Origin of the sequence: Algoriphagus sp. NF (genome assembly GCF_028823735.1) — a bacterium.
In the GTDB taxonomy this organism is placed as follows: Bacteria; Bacteroidota; Bacteroidia; order Cytophagales; family Cyclobacteriaceae; genus Algoriphagus; species Algoriphagus marincola.
The window spans coordinates 101477-120536 of the sequence record NZ_JAPEIB010000001.1 but is presented as its reverse complement, the minus strand read 5'-3'; the positions used below and the strand labels follow the sequence as shown (position 1 = coordinate 120536).

Here is a 19060-nt window from a genome sequence, read left to right as displayed (position 1 = left end):
AATACGAAGAATGAGATTCGAAATACGAGCAAGTAGAAACCTTCCTCTTGAAATTAGATCTGATGCTTTTTCAGACAAAGCATCAAAATTTAAATGTTAATTATTTTAACATTTTAATGTTTATAAATTAAACAAAAAGTATCGAATCAAGTCAAGGGTCTGCTAGGTTTTTGGTGGGAATAATGCAGGCAACTGTCAACCGAAGTCTGGAATTATTAGCTAGAGTTGATTGATTGACCAAGTGAGAAAGATTAAAAAAAGAAACCCCGAATACTTGAAGTAAACGGGGTTAGTGGGCCCACCTGGGCTCGAACCAGGGACTTTCTGATTATGAGTCAGATACTCTAACCAGCTGAGTTATAGGCCCAATACTATTTTTAAATGTTCCAGCGACCTTCTGTCCCGATGTATCGGGAGAGTCAGAAGCTCTAACGAACTGGTCCCGATCGATATCGGGAGCCCAATATTTTTATCTTGAACTTTTATTTATTTAAAGCTTCAAGTACTTGATTCAGCATTTTTCGATCGTTATCGAAATTGCCTCAAATCCATGATTAAAGCGAGCTATTGACTTTAACTCTTGGTTTTGGGATTGCAATGTTACATATTTGAAAGCATATTCACAACCATACTACTGGATGAAAAAAACACCTGATGCCGACTTTTTGATCTTTGACTTGGGCAATGTGATCATTGATATTGATTATAACCGTCCGCTATCACTTCTTCGTCAGCAACTTCCAGAAGAAAGACACTATTTGGTGGATGAATTTTATTATACAGATTTTCACAAATCTTATGAAAAAGGACAGATTAATTCTGCCATTTTCAGAGATGAAGTTAGAGCATATTTTGAAAAAAATTGGTCTGATGAGGAGGTAGATAAGCTATGGAATTCACTATTGGGCAAAATTCCTGCTGAGCGCTTGAAACTCGTTCATGAGGTGAAAAAACATTTCCAAGTGGGGGTTTTAAGTAATACAAATCTTATTCATATCCTGGCGGTTAATGATATTCTAAGTCAGGATCATGGTGTTGCCAACTTTGATCCGATTTTTGACTGGGTTTTCTTAAGCCATGAAATGGGCCTCGCCAAACCTGATGCAGCCATCTATGAAAGAATGCTTACAGATCTACGAACAGCTCCTGAGCGGGTGGTGTTTTTTGATGATTTGAAAGAAAATGTGGAGGGAGCAGCTGCACTTGGTATTCAAGCTGTACATGTGACCGGGCCGGAAGTGATTTTTGACTATTTAAAATATGTATAGTAGAAAAGAGTATCTCCGACACGGAGTTCTGTTTTTTCTTACTTTGATAGCAGCTACGCTTGCAGGAGGGGAGTGGGTCTATGGAAGGTCTGTTTTTGGCTCGGAAGAATCAGTACTTACTTGGGAGTATTTTTTTAAGTCGTTTTCTTACTCTATCCCTTTTGTAGGTATCTTACTTATCCATGAATTGGGGCATTTGTTCACCTCAATTTATCATCGTGTCAAATGCTCGCTTCCATTTTTTATCCCTGCTTGGTTTGGTTTTTTGGGAGCGCCTTCTTTGGGTACACTAGGCGCTGTCATCCGAATGAAGGGATTTGTTAATTCCCGAAAGAAATTCTTCGATATCGGGGTAGCGGGTCCATTAGCAGGCTTTGTCGTTGCATTAGGAGTCTTGTTTTATGGATTCTTGAATTTGCCTCCTGCTGATTACATCTACGAAATTCATCCCGAATATTTAGACCCCAATTTTGAAGGCTACGAAGGGGCCATTGAATTTGAATTGGGTCAAAATCTCCTTTTTTGGATGATGACTGAGACCTTAGCAGACCCTGAGCGAATGCCAGCAATGTCTGAATTAATCCATTATCCTTACCTTTTTGCGGGCTATTTGGCCCTCTTTTTCACCGCACTTAATCTACTGCCGATCGGGCAATTAGATGGCGGTCATGTTATTTTTGGACTTTTTCCCAAGCATCATGAAAAGATTTCATTGGTCGCCTTCACTGCATTTATTTTCTATGCCGGTCTTGGGGTGATTAGTCCCTATCTATCAGCTAGCGAACTCATTTTCAGAATTCCTCTTTACGTTGGGTTTCTGTTTATCTGTTATTTCAAGTCTGGCCTTTCGATTCAAAATAGGATTACCATTGCACTCAGTATTGCGGCAGTTCAGTATTTGATGGTCTTTTTCCAGCCCATACTGGAAGGCTATCAAGGTTGGCTCTTGTTTGCTTTTTTATTGGGAAGAATCATGGGGACTAGACATCCTGAAGTCTCTGGATTTAAACCTTTAGATCCCAAAAGACAATGGATTGGATGGCTGGCTATTTTGATCTTTGCCCTTTGCTTTTCTCCTCAGCCATTCATCTTCAGCTAAACAAAAAACCCAGCTAATGCCGGGTTCCTACTGATCTTGTTTAATTCATTTTAAAGCTCGCGATAGGCCATAATGCCTCCAAGAACATTACGTGCTTTCGAAAAGCCTTTTGTTTCTAAAAACTTTTTGGCATTGCCACTTCTGGCTCCGCTTCTGCAATGAATGATGATTTCCTCATCTTTTTTTCCTTCCAATTCATCAAGACGATGCGGTAGTTCTCCTAGCGGGATATTGATCGCTCCCAAGTTATCATCTTCGTATTCCCATTCTTCACGAACATCCAAAAAGATAAATTTATCTCCCTTGTCTAGTCGTTCTTTGAGTTCTTTGACTGTGATATCTTCCATATTATTTGACTAAAATTCTAAATGATTGAGGACCCGCCGAAGTCAATGCTCGAATCACATAAACTCCTGGTAGCTGGTCCGTAAAGTTAATGATTTCTTCATCAGCTCCCTGATACCGATCGGGGAAAATCTCCCGGCCAAAGGAATCGAAAATTCTCATTTCGGAATATTTACCCACCAAGTGAAGTTGGTTTTCTACAGGATTTGGATAGTAGCGTAGATTTTCGCCAGGAATCTCAGATTCTGCAAATGGTGCATTAAAGCTTATGTGTGGTCTAATCAGTAATGATCCTCTTACTTCTTCATTTTGGGCCCAGGCACCATTGACATTGTAGAAAATTTTATCTGCCTGATCATTTTCTTTGTTGAGTCCTACGTAAATGAAGTCATTGCTAAACTGTGAGAAACCTACAAAAAACTCTCCTTGAACCTGAATATTGGTATCAATAGGGAAGAAGATCAACTCCTCGCCAGCTTCTTTCAATGGGATCAGAAGTTCCTCTCTGTAAATCGGCGTCTCCTCAAGGTCCTGCCAAACCAAAATATCAATGGGCTGGTCTGCCTGATCCGGATTGGTGAAATCTATAGATATTCCAGTAAGAAAAACTGGACTGTCAACTTCATATTTGACGGCCAAAAGCCCTGAACGCTGATTGATCCCTGCAGCATAATCTGCTTGCCCCCCATCATAAGCAAAGAAATCTCGGATGGGGATGACGGATCTTACCGTATCATTGATTCGGTAATCTACTGATGCAAAAAAGGTCGTGTCTCCATTCTCTACACTAAATAAATTTTGATCCCCTGTGGTCAAATACGTTAAAATCTCAATTTCGCTTTCTGTGCTTAAAGCTGGCAATTCAGTGATAGCATTACTTTCAAAGACCCTTCTCTCTTGTGAATTAGGTACAGGATTGAAAGGTGTGTTTAGATTTACAACAGTGCTTGATTCCCCATCTAAGCGAATAGAGTATTCCATTGCACGGAAACGATCCTCCAGATTTTTAAACTCATTTGTGACTGGCAAAAGCTCTTCTGCAAGAAGGTCTTGATAAACCCCAAGCGGGACAGCCGTATAGTCCCCTAGAAAAAGTCTGCTTTCACGAGTAAGAGCCCGATCCAAATAGGATAAATCCTGAGCATCTCTATCAAAGCTTAAGAATACATAATCTAAAAGCCATGTATCGAAAGGACCAGCTAATCTGCCAAAATTGACGAATCGAAATTGGAACTTGTCATGGAGAAACTCTCCGGATACCGGTACTATTTCCTGACTGAATTCTTCGGGGTTTTTGTCTGCCCCTCCATTAATCGTCCAAACGGTATTCCAGACACTATCCGCATCTAAAAGCTGCAAAGAGAGCCGATCATTTTCGTCGGGCATTTCTGCCTGTCCTCCTGCCTGCCAAAAAAAACTGAGATAGAGGCTTTCTTGGCTCAGCTGCGCCAAATCAAAAGGTTTGGATGTCAAATAATCTCCAGCCCCTTGTTCTCTTATTTCTCTCGAATAGGGTCTACCGGTCGCATCCACGCCATCAAATACGATCACTCCTAGTGAAGGAGCATTGTTTCCCATACTGTTGCTGAAAGTACTGCCCTGAAATTCCCATTTTAAGGTGTCCATTCCCTGCGAAAAGTCATCCCAAAAAGGAAGCGAATTAGTGCTTGCCAATCGACTAGAATTGGCAGGTTGGGGATAGGACTTGTACTTCAACTTTGGTACGGGTCCAAACTCCACAAGCTGTGCCTCTACTCCCAAACTTGCTAGGGTAAAAAGTGTACACAGAACTATTTTGTGAAGAATCCGCATTCGTTTAATTTTCTTTTCTGGAAATCCAAAGATCTATGGTTTCTCCTGTTTTGACTTGGGTTTGAGCAGGAGGGGCTTGACGGAAGACATATCCCGGGGGTACGGTGTCATTTTGATAGTAAACTTTTTCACCAACTCGAAGACCTGAACCCAAAATCAAAAACTCTGCATCAATTTCATCCATCCCTGTCAGCGTAGGTACTTCCAAAATCTGATTTCCCAAACCATCTCCTACTACCAAATCGATCTTTTCTCCTTTGGGAATCTCAAAACCTTCAGCAATCGGTTGCCCCTTATATTGGAGCTCCAGAACGACATTGATCGCGATATCAGGTACGTAAATCAATTCTCCTCGTTCCAAGCCTAAGTTTGCTAATATTTCCTGTACGTTTTTGAGCTGAAGATTGACCAAATTCGGTAATTTGATCATCGGAGCATTCTGAGCGTTGAGCGTCAGATAAATTTTTCTTCCATCTTTTACTTGGTCTTCAGCTGGAGGAATTTGCTTCAATACGGCGAGGGCAGGTGCATCTACACTGTATCCAGAGTCTTGAGAGACTTCATAGTTTAAGCCTGATTTTTCAAGGATGTTTACCGCCTCATCGAATGTGTAGCCAGAAAGATCCGGTACCGAAACTGTTTCACCGTGATTAGTGTGTGTTGGCAAATAGATTTTCAGGAAAAGAAAGCCTAAAAGAATCGAGGCCGAAATAATCAAGAGTAAATGGATGAATATTTTTTTCAAGGATTGCTAAGTCTAAAATTACTGTTTGAATTAGGGTTAAAGATAAATGGGAAATTGGTAGGATGGAAATTCTTTCTTGGCAGAGCGAATTGATTGGGGTTAAAACGACAGAATATGGATTTTAAGTCTTTTACACGGAGTTTTATATCCTACTGATACCAATTTATTTAGATCGCACAAAGGCAAAAAAAAGGCCGAAATTTTAATTTCGACCTGATTTAAGGTTATTTGATGAAAACCCGCTGCATATCCTGCAGTGTAGGACTCACTATTCTAACGATGTAAAGTCCCGGAGAGAATATTTCTCGAGGGAAAGTATAGGTTTGGTTCAGCGTCTGCGGATAATCGACCTCGTGGACAATAGATCCTGTCGAAGAGATAATCTGGATCGTCACATTCTCGTAGCGCGCTAAATTGAAAGCAATGTTGAAATAAGCTGTAGCTGGATTGGGGTATATCAAAGCTCTTCCGTCAGCAGGAATTACGGGGTTTGGGTTGGCACTGAGGAAAAGCTCCAAATTATCCAAAAACACAGGGGTATTGGTTCCTTCACCTGCAGAAAGCACTGCGGCTAATCTAATTTCACTATTCCCATTTCCTGTAAAATCAGTCAGATTTACATAATTTCTCTGGAAATGCTCTCGATTGCTGATACTGGCTGTACCAGGGACTGTTGAAATTTCATCCCCTACAGCTTCAAAAACAACTTCGTACGTGTCTCCGGCATCTTTACTGGCAAGGATTTGGAAACTTGTCTCGGGTGATACATCTCCAGCTGCCATATCAAAGAATAAGGATGCTTGGGTATTTCTAGATAGATTGAATACCGGTGATCCCAACCAATAGCTTTGACCTGCTTCTGGATTTTCAACGACACTCACATTTCCAGCCTCGCCACTTGATGGAAGAGATCGCCAAGATCCTTCATCATTTTGAGGATTGAGGCTAGTCCAGGGTTCGATAGCAGTAGCAAAATTGAAGTTTTGTCTCCATGGAACAGGAGTTACTTCATTGTCTTCAATGATATACCGTTCTAGTGTACTTTCGTTTCCTTCGTTTTGGTCAAAGTTTGGAAAAAGTATTTCATAGTTTAGGCGATTCTTTCCACTTCCTGTACTATTTCCACCTGTCAAAGTGAAAGTTTCTCCAGGAGCAACGGGATCTCCGCTCGCTAAGAATCCTTGAGGGGAACTTCCATTTACACTTTTTACAAACACAAAGTTGGAAATTGGAAGGTTTCCAATATTGGTTACCTGAAGACTTTCATTTTGATATCTTCCATCTGAGATAGGGTTGGGGTTGATCAATTCCTCCATTTCTAGGGAATACCTAAACTCTTCCTGTTCCAGAATCCGGATATTTTTTAAGTAGACATTATTTCCGAATGCATTGACGGCAATAAATGCTATTCGTATTTTTCCTAGATCAGCAAATGGACTTAAGTTTACCAGTTCAGTTCTAAACTGAGATGAGTTTGTCGGGATAAATTCATTCAAGGTAGCTGCGGAGGTTGCCAATGACGCCCCGGATTTTTCATAGGTAGCATTTGCTATTTCAAAGGTATTTCCACAGTCGGTTGACACAGCCACAATCAAGTCGTCTTGGAAGCCTTGCTGATTGTAAGGAGCATGGGCCATTTCAAAAACTAGTTGAGCGTTTGGAGTATTACTCAAATCAATAACCGGAGAAATGAAGTAATCCAGTTCACCTGGAGCGTCATATTCATAGTTTCGAATAAATAATAGGTCTTCTTCCTCACCTGATATCGTTAAACTTGTTTGCTCCCAAGTAAACCCACCATCACCATTTTGGATAGTCCAAGAAGAAGGGATATTTCCCAAGTCTAATGATAGCGGAAGTGTCACAGCTTCTTGCACCACTGGGTTTGATCGGGCTATGTTGTTTTCTATATTTTCGTCTGAGTTATTGTTGACCGCGACGATTTCGAATTCGACCTCATTTTCACCTTCTTGAAGTTCGAAGCTATCAAAAGTAACGATGTCACTTTCACCCGTTGAAAGGTTTAAGGTAAAGGTCCTGTTTTGGACTTGCTGCCCATTCACTTGGAGAGTGATTCTTGCAGAGGTAATTGTGTTTTGCCCAGCATTTAGAACCTCTATTTGAGGAATGACAAGTGCATCACAGGCAAAGTCACCGGGCTCGATTAGGCGAGAAATAGCAAGGTCACGATCGAATAATTCTGGATCCTGCGTCGCACGATTATTTACAAGAGTATTTCTTCTGGGACTATTTGCCAATACTGCATTGAATCGTTCTACTTGACCTTGGGTAAAAAGATTCATACAAGCATCAGGAGTATAGTCCATGTAATTTTGGATCATATCCTGAGAATCGCAGCTGAATCTAGAAGGGTTTGCATTACAAGTAGAATTGGAATTGTCTTGCAAAGGAGTGTCTTCAACAAAATCATCCACACCACAACCTCCGTCGCCCCAAATATGTCTCAAACCGAAATAATGACCTACTTCGTGTGTGGCAGTCCGACCAAGGGATGCATTAATGGCATTTCCACCTGAGCCAAAAAACCGATAATCCACTGTGACTCCATCTGTGATAGCCGGAGCTGGTGAGAAATTTAATCCCGGAAGGTCAGAAACAGGAAATGAAGCATAACCGATAAAGGGTGATGTGAGGGGAAGTACCCAGATATTGAGATATTCTTCTGGATTCCATTGTGAAAGCTGGCCAATTAAGGTTGCATCCTCCGGCAAATAGGAATTATTAGGTCCTTGTACTCTGACCACCCCATTGGTTGGTAAGCCGTTTGGATCTTGTTTAGCTAGTACAAATTCAATATTCGCATCTGCTGCAACCGGTAAAAACTGTGCTGGAGTTTGGTTTGCGTCTGGATTTAATCTTCTGAAATCTTCATTTAAGATTCTGATTTGGGCCTCAATTTGAGAAAATGGAATATTACTTCCTTGACCAATTTCGGTTCCATTATGAATGACGTGAACAACTACTGGGATTAATCGACGTTCTTCCTGGGTTTTAGCTAAAATTTGAGGTTGGTTGCGTTGAGCTTCTATTTTTTGGTCAATCCAGTCTTCAAAAAAATCACGAGTACCGAAATAGCCCATTTCCTTAACCAATAATTCTTCTAAAGCGCTGTGTCCGCATTTTTCGTTGTGCTGGTGTGAAGATTTAGAGCCATTTGCTCCAAACTGATCCAATGGGCTAATAGTAAATTGTTGACCAAACGAAGCTCTAGCCAAAAAAACTAATGAAGCTACTAAGAGCAGATTTGACCAAATCTTAAAAAGAGACCTCCTCATGAAAGTGTACTTAAGCTGTCGTCAAATTCACAGCTTCCACTCGAACGATTTCGGGAATGGCTCGCTTGATTGCTTCTTCTACTCCAGCTTTAAGTGTCATAGATGACATAGGGCAAGAACTGCAAGATCCTGTCATTTCAATCTTGAGCACCATATCATCTGTAAGCTCTACGATACGAACATTCCCCCCATCGGCTTCCAAATATGGTCTGATGGCATCAAGCGCAAATTCAATTTGTTCTCTTAACTCTGGTTGCATTATTTATGCTTTAATTTCTACGATTTCAGTTTTTTTCTTTTCAGCATTTCTGATGGCTACTTGACGGGCTACAGACTCTGCTAACTCTTTGTACGCTTTCTGAGTAATTCCGTTTTTCAATACTGCAGGATAGCCTGTATCTCCACTTTCACGAATACTCTGTACGATAGGGATTTCACCTAAGAATTCCACTTGATATTTTTCAGCTAATTTTTTACCTCCTTCTTTTCCAAATAGGTAATATTTGTTGTCAGGGAGTTCTTCAGGTGTAAAGTAAGCCATATTTTCAATAACACCTAAAACAGGTACATTTATTTGTGGCTGTTTGAACATCGTTAATCCCTTCGTAGCATCCGCTAATGCAACTTTTTGAGGAGTAGTGACGATCACTGCTCCAGTCACAGGGACAGTTTGTACCATGGTCAAATGTATATCGGAGGTCCCCGGAGGAAGGTCAATTAATAAATAATCCAATTCACCCCATTCTACATCTGAAATAAACTGTCTTAGTGCAGAACTTGCCATAGGGCCTCTCCATACCACTGCAGAATCAGCCGGGGTCAGAAAACCAATGGAGATTAGCTTGACTCCGTATTGTTCGATCGGAAGAATTACATTTTTGTCTCCGACTTTTTTCACCGAAGGCTGCTCACCTTCTACATTGAACATGGTCGGAATCGATGGTCCTGAAATATCAGCATCGATCAAGCCTACTTTTGCGCCGGATTCGGCGAGTGCAACAGCCAAATTAGAAGCGGTAGTAGATTTTCCTACTCCTCCTTTGCCGGAAGCAATGGCTATGATGTTTTTCACATCAGGCAAAATTGGGGTTGCTTCGCGTACAGTAGTGACTTGGGAGGTCATGTGGATATCCCACTCAAAATCTTGTCCAAAATCTTCTTCCAATGCCTCAATACAGTTGTTTTTGATCACTTCTTTGAGAGGACAGGCTGGAGTAGTTAATACGACACTGAAACTTACTTTTTTGCCTTCAATATGAATTTTTTGAATCATTCCTAGACTCACCAAGTCGCGCTTGAGGTCAGGATCTTCTACTCGTGAAAGACTTTTTAATATGGCTTCTTTAGAAAGTTGCATTGTGGAAAATTTTGTCGCAAGATAGTTTCAATTAATGGCTTTGGGAAGCTTTATGATAGAATCGCAGTTGATAAACTACGATGTTTCCCAATTAGTTCTCAGAAAAGGCCATCAATTCCAAGCACTGGATTAACTTTGTCAATCTAGATATATGGGAATTAGCAAGCATACCACCGATAAGGTCAAGGACAGAATGGACATCGAGGAGGTGATCTCTGATTATGTCCCACTTAAGCGCAAAGGTCAGAATCTCTGGGCCTGCTGTCCTTTCCATGGTGAAAAGACCCCGTCTTTTTCGGTTTCACCTGCCAAGCAAATCTACAAATGCTTTGGATGTGGGAAGGCTGGTGACCCTATCCAATTTATCATGGATATTGAAGGCTTAGGTTTTCAGGAGGCTATTAGGCATTTGGCTGGGAAATATGGTATCGAAGTAGAGGAGGAGGAAGCTCAGACACCAGAGCAGGAGCAGGCCCAAAGTGAAAGAGAAAGCTTACTGATTGCACTCGGTTTTGCCCGGGACTTTTTTGTCAAAAATCTGGAAACTGCAGAAGGCCGATCCATCGGGCTGAGTTACTTCAAGGAGCGAGGTTTTGGACCTGAGATTATCCAAAAGTTTGATTTAGGCTACGCATTGGATGGATGGGATAGTCTTCTGAATGCAGCTAAAAAAGCTGGTTTTCAGGAAGATATTTTATTGAAAGCTGGTCTGATACTCGAAAAGGACGGGGATCCATCCCGCAGATATGATCGTTTCCGTAATCGAGTCACTTTCACTATTCACAATATCAGCGGAAAGCCGATCGCTTTCGGAGCCAGAATTCTGACCAAGGATAAAAATCAGCCCAAATACATCAATTCGCCCGAAACGCCTGTCTACCACAAAAGCGATGTGCTTTATGGCATGTTTCAGGCTAAGAAATCCATCAGGGAAAAAGACAATTGCTTTTTGGTGGAGGGATATACAGATGTGATATCGATGCATCTTTCGGGAATCGAAAATGTCGTGGCTTCATCAGGTACATCCCTCACCGAAGGTCAAATAAAACTGATCAAACGCTTCACCGATCAGGTTACCGTATTGTATGATGGGGATGCCGCCGGTATTAAAGCTTCACTCCGCGGTATAGATTTACTTTTGGAAGGTGGTTTGATTGTCAAGGCTGTCGTTTTTCCGGATGGAGAAGATCCGGATAGCTACTCTCGAAAGGTAGGATCTCAGGCATTTCAAGATTACCTGGCTGCAAACGCCAAAGACTTTATCGGTTTCAAGATCAACTTGTATAGAGATGAATACGAGCGGGATCCAATCCGTAAGGCAGAGGTGATTCGGGAGGTAGTTCAAAGTATTGCCAAAATACCAGATCCGATCATCCGATCAGTTTACTCTAAAGAAGCTGCCTCGCTTTTGGATATTGAGGAAGGAATCATCTATGCAGAGGTCAATAAAATCCTGCTCAAGGTACAACGGGATTATCATCGAAAATCAGAAGAAGTAGCGCAACAGCAAGCTGCGGTTGAAGACTTGCTTCCAGTAGAGCAGGAGGCTTTTTCGGTTTCTGAGGCTCTCCAAATCCAAGAAAGGGAGTTGATTCGTCTTCTATTGAATTATGGACTAAAAGAACTCGATGGGGAATCATTGAATCTTTGCCAGTATCTGCTCGCTGAAACAGAAGATCTGACCATCCACCACCCGCTTTATGCTAAAATTTTGGACCTTTTCAGACAAAATTTAGTAAATGGTCAGGTAGTGGATTCGGATTATTTCTTGACCTTGGGTGATGTAGAAATTCGAAATGAAGTCATCGATTTGATCACTCCACGCAGAGAAGCATCGGTGCATTGGACTGATAAATTCCAGATTTTTATACCAAAAGAAGAAGATGATCTTACATTGACGAGTTACAAGTCCATCCTGAGGCATAAACGGAAGTTTGTCCTGAAAATGATGGACGAGGCACTACAGAAAATTAAAAATGCTCACTCGGAGCAGTACACAGACGAGCAAATTACTGAGCTTCAGGAGATTTATATGGGATTGAAGCAAGTACATATACAGATTGACCGGGAACTGGGGATAGTTATTGGGTAAACCAAACTTTCTATGGCAATGGTCTGTTTTAGAATCGAAAGGACGTAAATTTGTCCACTCATTTACTCAAAAAATTATCCGTGGAAAATTATCAATTGGACTCCATTGAGGAAGCCATCGAAGACATAAAAGATGGAAAGGTCATTATCGTAGTAGATGATGAGGACCGTGAAAACGAAGGTGATTTCGTATGCGCTGCAGAAAAAGTCACCCCTGAAATCATCAACTTCATGGCAAAGCATGGCCGTGGTCTTATCTGCGCGCCTCTGGTGGAGGATCGTTGTGAGAAACTTGGCCTAGAGCTCATGGTTGGTCATAATACAGCAGCCTTTGAGACACCTTTTACCGTTTCAGTCGATTTGATTGGGCATGGATGTACCACAGGTATTTCAGCATCGGACCGGGCAAAAACCATTCAGGCATTGGTGGATGATGCGATTGATCCTAGTGAATTAGGGAAGCCGGGACATATTTTTCCACTGAAAGCCAAGCGAGGCGGAGTACTTCGCCGCGCTGGACATACTGAGGCAGCCATCGATTTTGCACGTTTGGCAGGTCTCAAGCCAGCGGGTGTACTAGTGGAGATCATGAATGAGGATGGTACCATGGCTAGACTGCCTGATTTGGTCGAGGTTGCTAAGCAATTTGATTTGAAATTAGTATCGATTAAGGATTTGATTGCGTATCGAATCAAACATGAATCCCTGATTAAGCGAGAAATTGGGGTTGAAATGCCTACCACGTGGGGAAATTTTGATTTGATTGCATTTAGACAAACTAATACCCAAGAAATCCATCTTGCTCTAATCAAAGGAACTTGGACTAAGGATGAGCCAATCATGGTTAGAGTGCATTCTTCCTGCGTGACGGGCGATATATTTGGAAGTTGTAGATGTGATTGTGGTCCTCAACTTCACGCAGCTATGGAAATGGTAGAAAAAGAAGGAAAGGGGCTCATTCTCTACATGAACCAAGAAGGTCGTGGTATCGGTTTGATCAATAAGCTGAAAGCCTACAAGCTTCAGGAGGAAGGCATGGACACTGTGCAGGCCAACTTAGCATTGGGTCTCCCTATGGACAGCAGGGATTATGGAGTAGGTGCTCAGATTCTCAGAGACTTGGGTGTGGGTAAAATCCGATTGATTTCAAATAATCCGCAAAAACGAGTAGGTCTGATTGGATATGGTTTGGAGATTGTGGAGCAGGTGCCCATCGAAATCGCTCCAAATCCTCACAATGAGAATTATTTGAGGACCAAACGTGACAAAATGGGACACAATATTCTCAAGTAGTTCAAAAAATTCTTTGAGAAAGATCATAAACTGAACACGATCAAAATCGTATCTTAAGATATGAATAAGATAATTAAATCATATATCCTTACTCTAGCACTCATGCTTATGAGTGGTAGCTTACTGATTGCTCAAAATCAATTTCCCTCCCAGATTTGGCATAAAGGAAATATTCATACTACCGATGGTCAAGTCTATTCAGGCTTGGTGAAATATGATTTGGATAATAATCTAGTGCAGTTGCAAGTAGAGACCATCGCGACTTTCACAGCTTCCAATGTGACTTATTTTGAAATCTTGGATGATATCTACGGTGGACTTCGAAAATTTTACAGCCTTCCATATTCACTGAATGGCGACTATGAGACGCCTATCTTCTTTGAGGTGCTTACTGAAGGAGAGGAAATCGCACTCTTATGTAGAGAATATATTGCCACGGACTCAAGAAATATGAATGCCTGGGGACCCGTGGGAATGAATCCATTCTGGGGACCTCAAAACATGATTGGTTATCGCTTAGCCTTCAATTATTATTTTTTCAAAGACAATCAAATCCAACGTTACAGCATGAAGAAAAAGGATCTTTTTGCGATGCTCCCAGGTCATGACGATGAAATAAGTCTTTTCATGAGAAAAAATCGTCTGGAGCACGATAAGCGAGGAGATTTGCTCCGAATAGCTGCTTATTACAACGAATTGAACAAAAACTAATGTCAAGACCGCTTATTCTCGTCTCAAATGACGATGGAATTACCTCAAAGGGGATTCGAGTTCTCGTATCAGTAATGAAAAAATTGGGTGAAGTGGTAGTTGTCGCGCCAGATAGCCCTCAATCTGGAATGGGACATGCCATCACAATTGGAGAAACTCTGCGTCTCTATGAGGAGGAGATTTTTGAAGGTGTAAAAGCATACAGTGCCAGTGGAACTCCTGCCGATTGTGTCAAGCTCGCTAAACATTATGTGCTAAAGGATCGAACTCCGGATTTGGTTGTCAGTGGGATCAATCACGGCTCCAACACTTCCATCTCAGTGCTATACTCTGGCACGATGTCGGCTGCTATCGAAGGAGCATTGGAAGGGTATCCCTCCATTGGTTTTTCCCTTTGCGATTATTCATCCAAAGCAGACTTTTCGCATGTGGAGGCCTGGGTTGAGAAAATTGCTTCTCAGGTATTAGAGAGAGGTATATCAAAAGGTGTTGCTTTGAATGTGAACTTTCCTCCAAAGCAAAATGAAGAAATCAAGGGTATCAAGCTTTGTAGACAGGCTGATGCAAAGTGGCAAGAGGAGTTCTCGGAGCGTTTCGATCCTAATGGAAGAAAGTATTTCTGGATGGCAGGTAATTTTGTGAATTTTGACAAAGGAGAAGATAATGATGAATGGGCTATTGCCAATAATTATGTTTCGATAGTTCCTTGTCAATATGATTTGACAGCCCATCATGCCATCAGTAGAATGAACAAAGATTGGGACTGGGAATATTTAAAAAAGTAAAGTCCGTTATAATTAAATCCTATAAATGAGATTTTTGCTCTAGCTGAAAAAAGAATTTCACATTTATTGGATATCAGTATCTTTGAAAGCAAAATCCATTGTTTGTGAGTTATACGGTTTACAAAAAACTCCTATCTCTTTGTTTTCTGGTCTTTGCGAGCATCCCACTTGGACTGGCCCAGCAAGTTAATGTCGATAGTTTAAGAAATCTTTTGCCTTCTCTCAATTCAGAGAGCCGAGTTGATGTGCTTAATCAATTGGGTTCGGAGCTCCGGGAGCGGTCACAGCAAGAGGCTATGGACTATTCCTTTGAGGCAGATTCGATTGCAAAGGAAATCCAATATTTATCAGGAGAAGCTAGAGCCAAAGAAAATATAGGATGGATAAATTATCGTCGTGGAAAATGGCAAACTGCTTTTGAATATTCCGAAACTGCTTTTGGTCTTGCCACTCAAATCAACGATTCGCTCCAGATTGCCAGGATTCTAAATAACATTGGTGCTCTTTACTTCGAGCAGCAAAATTTCAAAATGGCCCTGCTCCAATTTCAAAATGCCTATGACGCAGTAGAGGGCAAGGATGATCTTTACACACAGATTAGGAGCTTAAACAATCTGGCTTATATCCATAGTCAATTAGGTAACTATGACTCAGCTTTGCTTTTTGCAAAAAAGGCTATAAACATCAATGAAGCCTCTGGATCGCCTTATCTCACATCTTTTTCTAACCGGGTGATAGGGGATGTCTACCTTTCCCAAGGATACCTAGACAGTGCTGCAATCATTTTTGAGAATTCATTAGATATGGCACGCAGACAGGGTTTGAGTACGACTCTAGCAAGTGTCATGCATAGGCTGGGAGATACGTATTTGCGTAAAGGGGAACTAGACAAAGCGGAATCAATCCTACTAGAGGGAGTTGAAGTTTCAAAAGCTAATAATTTCAGGGATGAGCTAGCCAAGTCTCATAAATATTTGGCAGAGCTCTATGAGCAAAAAGGGAATTTAAGAATGTCATTGCAGCATCTTAATTCCTATGTAAGTATCAATGATTCGCTTACCAATAAAATGAATCAAGATCGGATTTCATTGATGCAAGGGATGTTTCAGGACAATCTTGAAAAATCAGAAGTGGAGTTGCTAAAAGCTCAAAATCAAAATCAGGCGGACAGGCTTGCCTTTATCAATCGGATCGTTTGGATCATGAGTATTGCAGCCATAATTGTGTTGGTTCTTGGTTTTTGGGTGGTAAAGTTCAATTTGGATATACGTAAAATCAATGCAGACTTAGTAGCTCAGCAGCAAAAGATAGCCTCCCAAAATGCTGACCTGGAAAGGAAATCAGAACAGCTTCAAACGATCAATGAAACAAAAAATAAGTTGTTTTCTATATTAAGTCATGATTTGAAAGGGCCTATTGCCTCCGTGAAGGGCTTGATCGATATGACAATGGGTGGTAATATTTCTCAGGAAGAATTTTTTGAAATATTAAACACCTTAAAAAAGGATGTAGACTCTGTACATTTCACACTTTCCAATACATTGAACTGGTCGCTTTCACAGATGGAAGGGTTTAAGTTAAATCCAGTCAAAGTGAACCTTAACTCACTATTCAAAAATACAAACCACTTACTTTCTAGACAGATACAATCCAAGTCCTTACATATCAAAAATGAACTTCCTGAAGATCTTGACTTGATGATTGATCAGGATTTGATTGAAGTTGTGATGAGGAATATCTTAAGCAACGCGATCAAATATTCCCCAGAAAATGGAGTGATTCGTTCTTTCATCATGGAAAATCAAAGCTCGCTAATTTGGTGTGTAGAAGATGAAGGAAAAGGAGTGAACCCTGAGCAAATCAGTCAGATTTTGAGGGAGGACTATTCAATAACCCAATCCAAGCCCGGTACTCAAAAAGAGAAGGGGTCTGGTTTAGGACTACAGGTTTGTAAAGAATTTGTGAGGATGGTGGACGGAAATCTTTCTATTGAAAACATCTCTGGCAAAGGTGCCCGGGTATGTGTTCATTTTCCTGCCTCACTTTTAATTAGTGAGACGAATTCGGTTTATAGCTAAAAAGGCTTTCGGGTTAATTTTTTCCGAAAGAATTCCCAATTCTACCATTTTCTCCATCGCAAGATTTAAGGTATTGGTATCAATAATTGATTCAGTTTCCCACTCGGTTTGTAGGAGCCATTCAGAGACTTGTTCTTTGTCCAAATGATATAAACTGGAGATTTCTTCTGCTAAATCGGGGGCTTTTTGTAGGGAATTGGATAGCTGGTAGACTTGGTCCCGTAGGTCAAATATCAAATCTCCAAACTGGTCAATGACTTCCTGCCTGCAAATTATTCCAAAACAAGGCCACGGACTGGGCACTTCTCCGATTCTTCTAAGTTGACCGGACTGTACCCAAGGCATGGTTGTGTATTTTTCCCAAAGAAATATCGCATCGGGATCTGATTCGTATCGACTCAGTGCCCCATCAAGGTTATCTACTATCTCAAATTGCAAATCTTTGGGATTCCAATTTTCCCGTTTCGCCAACACGTAGGCCATAAGGTTTGACCCTGAACCGAGTCGGCTAATATAAAATTTAGGATTTTGAATATCCTGAAGGTTTTTATACTTGCTTTGGCTTCCAACGTGGATTCCCCAGATAAGGGGAGATTTGACATGAAAGCCTATCAATTTGGACGGGTTTCCTTGTTCATGATCTTTCAGGAAACTTTCCGTAAGTACGATCGCAAGATCTGTTTCTCCGTTTCGAAGGGCCTTATTCATCTGTCCGGAGCCACGAGACTCATCTATCCACTCCAATCGGACCTGCCTTTCAAGGAAGGGTTGCTGATTTACGATTTTTCTCCAAGGAAGATTGAAATGCTCGGGTACACCTGTAATCCGAATGATGCTTTCTTTAGTCATGAATAGCCTTCTTGTCTGTAATCAGAAGATTGGAAAATCCGGCCAAAATTAACATAGTTCCCGCCAAAAGCATGGTATTGATCACAGCTTCTCCAAAGAAGAATTTGTAGAGGAAATTCACCCCGCCTAAAGCGGCTATGATCTGCGGGATGACAATAAACATATTGAAAATCCCCATGTATACTCCCATTTTTCGTGGGTTGACAGAACTGGAAAGCATGGCGTAAGGCATGGAAAGGATACTTGCCCAAGCTATTCCCACCAGAGAAAAGCTAATATGAAGCATCCATGGCTCTGAAATAAAATAAATCAGAATAAACCCCATCCCGCCTGCTATCAGGCTGCCTAGGTGAAGCAAGCGGCGATTTATCCTGATTCTACTGGCCACAAAAGCCAAAATCAAAGCATAAATCATAGAAACCAATCCATAGGTTCCCAGATAGTTTCCTACGCTGTCAGCAGCATCATTGTAAGCTGCTGAGGTAGTGTCTGTCGCACCAAAAACATGCTCTGTGATAGCAGGAGTAGCAAAGCTCCACATCGTGAAAAAAGCAAACCATGAAAAAAACTGTACGACTCCCAGCTTTTTCATTACAGAAGGCATTCCGGCGATATTTTTAAATATTTCCTTTACACCAGCCATAAAACCGCTACTGTCAGCTTTTTCCTTTTCAAATTCCTCCATATTCTCAGGAGGATATTCTTCCGTAGTCAGAATGGTATATAAAATGGAAGTGAAAAGTACCAATGCACCAATTCCGAAAGCATATTTTACAGAATCAGGGACCACTCCCTCAGGTGCAGTATTTGGAACACCTAGTTGGGTCATCATCCAGGGAAGATTGGAAGCTACCCATGTTCCGATTCCAATAATCAATGTTTGGACAACGAACCCATACGATCGCTGAGAGTCAGGGAGCTTATCAGCAACAAGCGCTCGGAAAGGCTCCATACTGATATTGATAGAAGCATCCAAGATCCAAAGTGCACCTGCTGCCATCCAAAGTGCAGATGAATAAGGCGCAAAGAAAAGTGCCACGGTACTGAGCACAGCTCCGATGAAAAAGAAAGGTTTTCTTCTTCCAAATTTCGGATGCCAAGTTCGATCACTTAAATAGCCAACGATAGGCTGCACCAATAAACCAGTCAAAGGAGCGGCAATCCAAAGAAAAGGAATGGTGTCCTTATCAGCCCCAAGAGTTTGAAATATGCGGGACATAAACCCGCCCTGGAGGGCAAAGCCAAATTGGATGCCCAAAAATCCGAAACTCATGTTCCAGATTTGCCAGAAACTTAGGCGTTTTTTTTGTTCGGTCATGCTGGGTTTATTT

Annotated in this window: 15 protein-coding genes and 1 tRNA gene; 7 read left to right on the top strand and 9 right to left on the bottom strand. The window is 41.3% G+C overall.

Annotation, left to right across the window (positions count from 1 at the left end):
• Positions 1–293: 293 nt before the first annotated feature.
• A tRNA-Ile gene (locus OU792_RS00465) sits at positions 294–367 on the bottom strand.
• Positions 368–638: 271 nt separating this feature from the next.
• Between OU792_RS00465 and OU792_RS00460 the strand changes: the two genes are divergently transcribed.
• Both OU792_RS00460 and OU792_RS00455 read left to right on the top strand, forming a co-directional pair.
• Positions 639–1268, top strand: a complete 630-nt coding sequence (locus tag OU792_RS00460; RefSeq protein WP_134200895.1) for an HAD family hydrolase — start codon at positions 639–641, stop codon at positions 1266–1268.
• On the top strand, positions 1261–2367 hold the full coding sequence (locus OU792_RS00455) for a site-2 protease family protein (protein ID WP_134200896.1): 1107 nt from the start codon (positions 1261–1263) through the stop codon (positions 2365–2367). Before OU792_RS00460 ends, OU792_RS00455 begins: the two co-directional genes overlap by 8 nt.
• Positions 2368–2417: 50 nt before the next feature.
• Here the strand turns inward: OU792_RS00455 and OU792_RS00450 are convergent, their stop codons facing one another.
• From OU792_RS00450 to OU792_RS00425, 6 genes are all read right to left on the bottom strand, one after another.
• Positions 2418–2714, bottom strand: coding sequence for a rhodanese-like domain-containing protein (locus OU792_RS00450; protein ID WP_134200898.1), 297 nt, complete (start codon positions 2712–2714; stop codon positions 2418–2420).
• 1 nt (position 2715) lies between these two features.
• Positions 2716–4524: a T9SS type A sorting domain-containing protein gene (locus OU792_RS00445; RefSeq protein WP_134200900.1), complete on the bottom strand. Its 1809-nt coding sequence runs from the start codon at positions 4522–4524 to the stop codon at positions 2716–2718.
• Between the two features lie 4 nt (positions 4525–4528).
• Positions 4529–5269, bottom strand: a complete 741-nt coding sequence (locus OU792_RS00440; RefSeq protein ID WP_024281842.1) for a PASTA domain-containing protein — start codon at positions 5267–5269, stop codon at positions 4529–4531.
• Between the two features lie 224 nt (positions 5270–5493).
• Positions 5494–8565, bottom strand: coding sequence for a M43 family zinc metalloprotease (locus OU792_RS00435; RefSeq protein WP_274669182.1), 3072 nt, complete (start codon positions 8563–8565; stop codon positions 5494–5496).
• A 10-nt stretch (positions 8566–8575) separates the two neighbouring features.
• A complete protein-coding gene (locus OU792_RS00430) occupies positions 8576–8824 on the bottom strand; it encodes a NifU family protein (protein ID WP_026945024.1) in 249 nt (82 codons plus the stop codon).
• 3 nt (positions 8825–8827) lie between these two features.
• A complete protein-coding gene (locus tag OU792_RS00425; protein ID WP_100627467.1) occupies positions 8828–9922 on the bottom strand; it encodes an Mrp/NBP35 family ATP-binding protein in 1095 nt (364 codons plus the stop codon).
• A 151-nt stretch (positions 9923–10073) separates the two neighbouring features.
• Between OU792_RS00425 and dnaG the strand changes: the two genes are divergently transcribed.
• The 5 genes from dnaG (at position 10074) to OU792_RS00400 (ending at position 16880) form a co-directional block, all read left to right on the top strand.
• Positions 10074–12014, top strand: a complete 1941-nt coding sequence (gene dnaG, locus OU792_RS00420) for a DNA primase (RefSeq protein WP_274669181.1) — start codon at positions 10074–10076, stop codon at positions 12012–12014.
• Positions 12015–12094: 80 nt separating this feature from the next.
• Complete coding sequence (locus OU792_RS00415; protein ID WP_198514259.1) at positions 12095–13306, top strand: bifunctional 3,4-dihydroxy-2-butanone-4-phosphate synthase/GTP cyclohydrolase II; 1212 nt, start codon at positions 12095–12097, stop codon at positions 13304–13306.
• Between the two features lie 60 nt (positions 13307–13366).
• Positions 13367–14017 carry a hypothetical protein gene (locus tag OU792_RS00410; RefSeq protein ID WP_026945028.1) on the top strand — a complete coding sequence of 217 codons (651 nt, stop codon included), beginning with the start codon at positions 13367–13369 and terminating at the stop codon, positions 14015–14017.
• Positions 14017–14802 carry a 5'/3'-nucleotidase SurE gene (gene surE, locus OU792_RS00405; RefSeq protein ID WP_134200908.1) on the top strand — a complete coding sequence of 262 codons (786 nt, stop codon included), beginning with the start codon at positions 14017–14019 and terminating at the stop codon, positions 14800–14802. The genes OU792_RS00410 and surE overlap by 1 nt, the downstream gene beginning before the upstream one ends.
• Positions 14803–14906: 104 nt before the next feature.
• On the top strand, positions 14907–16880 hold the full coding sequence (locus tag OU792_RS00400; RefSeq protein WP_134200910.1) for a tetratricopeptide repeat-containing sensor histidine kinase: 1974 nt from the start codon (positions 14907–14909) through the stop codon (positions 16878–16880).
• Here the strand turns inward: OU792_RS00400 and OU792_RS00395 are convergent.
• Complete coding sequence (locus tag OU792_RS00395; protein ID WP_274669180.1) at positions 16848–17729, bottom strand: ABC transporter substrate-binding protein; 882 nt, start codon at positions 17727–17729, stop codon at positions 16848–16850. The two genes, OU792_RS00400 and OU792_RS00395, sit on opposite strands and share 33 nt — an antisense overlap.
• Positions 17722–19047 carry an MFS transporter gene (locus OU792_RS00390; protein ID WP_274669179.1) on the bottom strand — a complete coding sequence of 442 codons (1326 nt, stop codon included), beginning with the start codon at positions 19045–19047 and terminating at the stop codon, positions 17722–17724. The genes OU792_RS00395 and OU792_RS00390 overlap by 8 nt, the downstream gene beginning before the upstream one ends.
• Between the last annotated feature and the right edge of the window lie 13 nt (positions 19048–19060).

What these genes read in the sequence shown, in the direction of transcription:
- OU792_RS00460 (WP_134200895.1), top strand. Translation starts at nt 639, where the DNA reads ATGAAAAAAACACCTGATGCCGACTTTTTGATCTTTGACTTGGGCAAT.
- OU792_RS00455 (WP_134200896.1), top strand. Translation starts at nt 1,261, where the DNA reads ATGTATAGTAGAAAAGAGTATCTCCGACACGGAGTTCTGTTTTTTCTT.
- OU792_RS00450 (WP_134200898.1), bottom strand. Translation starts at nt 2,714, where the DNA reads ATGGAAGATATCACAGTCAAAGAACTCAAAGAACGACTAGACAAGGGA.
- OU792_RS00445 (WP_134200900.1), bottom strand. Translation starts at nt 4,524, where the DNA reads ATGCGGATTCTTCACAAAATAGTTCTGTGTACACTTTTTACCCTAGCA.
- OU792_RS00435 (WP_274669182.1), bottom strand. Translation starts at nt 8,565, where the DNA reads ATGAGGAGGTCTCTTTTTAAGATTTGGTCAAATCTGCTCTTAGTAGCT.
- OU792_RS00430 (WP_026945024.1), bottom strand. Translation starts at nt 8,824, where the DNA reads ATGCAACCAGAGTTAAGAGAACAAATTGAATTTGCGCTTGATGCCATC.
- OU792_RS00425 (WP_100627467.1), bottom strand. Translation starts at nt 9,922, where the DNA reads ATGCAACTTTCTAAAGAAGCCATATTAAAAAGTCTTTCACGAGTAGAA.
- dnaG (WP_274669181.1), top strand. Translation starts at nt 10,074, where the DNA reads ATGGGAATTAGCAAGCATACCACCGATAAGGTCAAGGACAGAATGGAC.
- OU792_RS00410 (WP_026945028.1), top strand. Translation starts at nt 13,367, where the DNA reads ATGAATAAGATAATTAAATCATATATCCTTACTCTAGCACTCATGCTT.
- surE (WP_134200908.1), top strand. Translation starts at nt 14,017, where the DNA reads ATGTCAAGACCGCTTATTCTCGTCTCAAATGACGATGGAATTACCTCA.
- OU792_RS00395 (WP_274669180.1), bottom strand. Translation starts at nt 17,729, where the DNA reads ATGACTAAAGAAAGCATCATTCGGATTACAGGTGTACCCGAGCATTTC.
- OU792_RS00390 (WP_274669179.1), bottom strand. Translation starts at nt 19,047, where the DNA reads ATGACCGAACAAAAAAAACGCCTAAGTTTCTGGCAAATCTGGAACATG.